This window comes from Georgenia sp. (assembly GCF_054605595.1).
This window is the reverse complement of record NZ_JBTSDU010000084.1, coordinates 10655-13700: the sequence shown is the minus strand read 5'-3', so window position 1 is coordinate 13700 and position 3046 is coordinate 10655. Positions and strand designations below refer to the sequence as shown.

Here is a 3046-nt window from a genome sequence, read left to right as displayed (position 1 = left end):
GTTCACGGGCCCAGGTGTCAGCGGTCAGCGGTCAGCGGTCAGCGGTCAGCGGAGCGGCGGCGCGGTCGCCAGCTCGCGGGCGCGCCGGGCGCCGTCGCCCCAGACCCGCGCGACGACCCGGACCACGGTGACCGCCGCCAGGATCATGACGCCGGCGAGCAGCACCGATCGGCCCACGCCGGCCGGCACGGCGAGCGCGATCGCGAGCGTGAGGGCGCTCAGCACCACGAGCCCCGGCAGCAGCAGCACGCCGGACCACTTCTGTCGGCTGCACCACAACGAGGACGCCGCGAGCAGCACCGTCGAGAGCAGCCACGGCAGCACCACGACCGGCAGCGGCGCAAGCACGACCCACACCATGTCGTAGCTCGCCGTAAGCAGCGGATTCTGCGCCGCGGCGGCGAACTCCTCGGTGGCGGGGGCGTGGAAGGCACCCGACTCGGTCACCACGCCGACCTCGGAGGTCACCACCGTGTCGGTGACCGCGAATGTGGCGAGGGCGCCGAGCACAAGAAGGTACACGCCGGCGGAGAAGAGCAGCAGCAACCCGACCAGTGGCGGCACCCAGGACCGGTCGAGGGCGGCCGGTCGCGGCGGCACCTGGCCGGGTGCGGCACCGGGCCCCGGCCACGCGGGTGCGGCACCGGGCCCCGGCCACGCGGGTGCGGCACCGGGCCCCGGCCACGCGGGTGAGGCGCCGGGTGTCGTACCAGGCCCCGCCCACCCGGGCCCAGCGCCGGGCTCGGCCCACCCCGGTGCAGCGCCGGGCCAGGTCGCGCCGTCGCCCAGCGCCGCGGCCGCGATGCGCTCGGGCGGGCCGAGCTCGAGCAGGACCGCATCGACGTCTTCGGATGTGCCGCCACCGGTGCGGCCCGCGAGGGCGGCGTCGATGTGCTCGCGGACCCCGCCGAGGACCTCCGCGCGCAGCACCGGGTCGGCGCCGGTGAGCATCCGGGCGAGATCGTCGAGGTAGGCGGCGATGGAGCGGTCGGTGTCGGTCATCGGTTCGTTCCCTCGGTCCGTGGTGTCGTCCCCTCGGTCGGCGGAGCGGGCGTGGGTGCGGCCAGGGCGGTGTCGACGGCGTCCCGGAAGGGCCGCCAGGTCCGTCGGAAGGCCGCGAGCGCGCGGCCACCGTCCTCGGTCAGCGCGTAGTAGCGGCGCGGCGGACCCGCGGTGGACTCCTGCCAGCTCGTGGACACGAGCCCGGACTTCCGGAGCCGGGCCAGCAGCGGGTACAGGGTGCCCTCGCCGTTCATGAGGACGCCGTCGGCGGTGAGCGTGCGCGCGATGTCGAGGCCGTACCGCGTGTCGCGCTGCAGGAGGGCAAGGACGCAGTACTCGAGCGCGCCCCTCCGGAGGTTCGAGAGGATGCTCTCCTCACCGGGTACCATGCGCCACACGCTAGTGGTGCGGGCTCGGCACGTCCAGTGATCGCCGCCGCCGGGCGATGGCAGTTGGCCGCATCGCGGCACGGTGACGTGTCCGGCCGTGAGGGCTGGGAGGATGACGGCATGACCGACCGCGTCGACCTGGCCACCGTCACCCCGCCCGTCGCCCTCGGGCCGCTCGACGGGCGCTACCGGCGCACCGTCGCCCCGCTCGCCGACCACCTCTCCGAGGCGGCGCTGAACCGGGCCCGGCTGCACGTGGAGGTCGAGTGGCTCATCCACCTGACCGACCAGGGCGTCCTGCCCGGGGCGCCCACGCTGACCGATGCCGACAAGGCGTACCTGCGCGACGTGGTCGCGACCTTCGGCGCGGGCGGCGAGCTCGAGGAGCTGGCGGCCATCGAGCGCGAGACGCTCCACGACGTCAAGGCGGTCGAGTACTTCCTCAAGCGTCGCCTCGACGCGGCGACCGCGGCGCTCGGCGCGGGCACGGTGCTGCCGCAGGTCCACGAGATCGTGCACATCTTCTGCACGAGCGAGGACATCAACAACCTGGCCTACGCACTGACCGTGCGGGACGCCGTCGAGCGCGTCTGGCTGCCCGCCGCGACCGCCCTGGCCGACGACGTCGCCGCCCTGGCCCGCGCGCACGCCGGCGCCCCGATGCTGGCCCGCACGCACGGTCAGGCCGCGACGCCGACGACGCTCGGCAAGGAGCTCGCCGTCCTCGCGCACCGGCTGCGGCGCCAGCTCGCGCGCATCGGGCGGGACGACTACCTCGGCAAGCTCAACGGCGCGACCGGGACCTACGGCGCGCACGTGGTCGCGGTGCCGACGGCGGACTGGGAGGCGGTCTCGCGCGGCTTCGTCGAGCACCTGGGGCTGACGTGGAACCCGCTGACCACGCAGATCGAGTCGCACGACTGGCAGGCCGAGCTCTACGCCGACGTCGCCCGGTTCAACCGTGTGCTGCACAACCTCGCCACGGACGTGTGGACGTACGTCTCGCTCGGCTACTTCCGCCAGCGGCTCTCCGCCCAGGGGTCCACGGGCTCCTCGACGATGCCGCACAAGGTCAACCCGATCCGGTTCGAGAACGCCGAGGCGAACCTGGAGATCTCCTGCGCGCTGCTCGACACGCTCGCCGCGACGCTGGTCACCTCCCGCCTGCAGCGCGACCTCACCGACTCCTCCAGCCAGCGCAACATCGGCGTCGCGTTCGGGCACTCGCTGCTCGCGATCGACAACGTGCGCCGCGGGCTCGCCGGCCTCGACGTCGACGGCGCCGCGCTGGCCCGCGACCTCGACGCCAACTGGGAGGTGCTCGGCGAGGCCGTCCAGCAGGCCATGCGCGCGGCGTCGATCGCCGGCGCCACCGGCATGGAGGACCCGTACGAGCGGCTCAAGGAGCTCACCCGGGGACGGCGCGTGGACGGCGCGGGCATGCGGGCGTTCATCGCGGGTCTGGGCCTGCCGGCTGACGTCGAGGCCCGGCTGCTGGCCCTGGAGCCGGGCACCTACACCGGCCTGGCCGAGCGGCTCGTGCGCCACCTGGAGGCCTGAGCACACCGGACTCCATACCTGACGGTTCGCCTCCTGGCCCCGTCCGGTCGGCGCTCCTGAACCCCGCCGGGCAGGTCGAGGGCGTGCCGACCGGA

Annotated in this window: 3 protein-coding genes; 1 reads left to right on the top strand and 2 read right to left on the bottom strand. The window is 74.5% G+C overall.

The window, feature by feature from the left end; translation table 11 throughout:
- Nucleotides 1-45 precede the first annotated feature (45 nt).
- Both ACYC1Z_RS10405 and ACYC1Z_RS10400 read right to left on the bottom strand, forming a co-directional pair.
- Nucleotides 46-1002, bottom strand: coding sequence for an HAAS signaling domain-containing protein (locus ACYC1Z_RS10405; protein ID WP_461409452.1), 957 nt, complete (start codon nt 1000-1002; stop codon nt 46-48).
- Nucleotides 999-1391, bottom strand: a complete 393-nt coding sequence (locus ACYC1Z_RS10400; RefSeq protein WP_461409451.1) for a PadR family transcriptional regulator — start codon at nt 1389-1391, stop codon at nt 999-1001. Before ACYC1Z_RS10400 ends, ACYC1Z_RS10405 begins: the two co-directional genes overlap by 4 nt.
- A 120-nt stretch (nt 1392-1511) precedes the next feature.
- On the opposite strand from ACYC1Z_RS10400, the gene purB reads away from it, so the two are divergent.
- Complete coding sequence (gene purB / locus ACYC1Z_RS10395; RefSeq protein WP_461409450.1) at nt 1512-2951, top strand: adenylosuccinate lyase; 1440 nt, start codon at nt 1512-1514, stop codon at nt 2949-2951.
- The last annotated feature ends 95 nt before the right edge of the window (nt 2952-3046 follow it).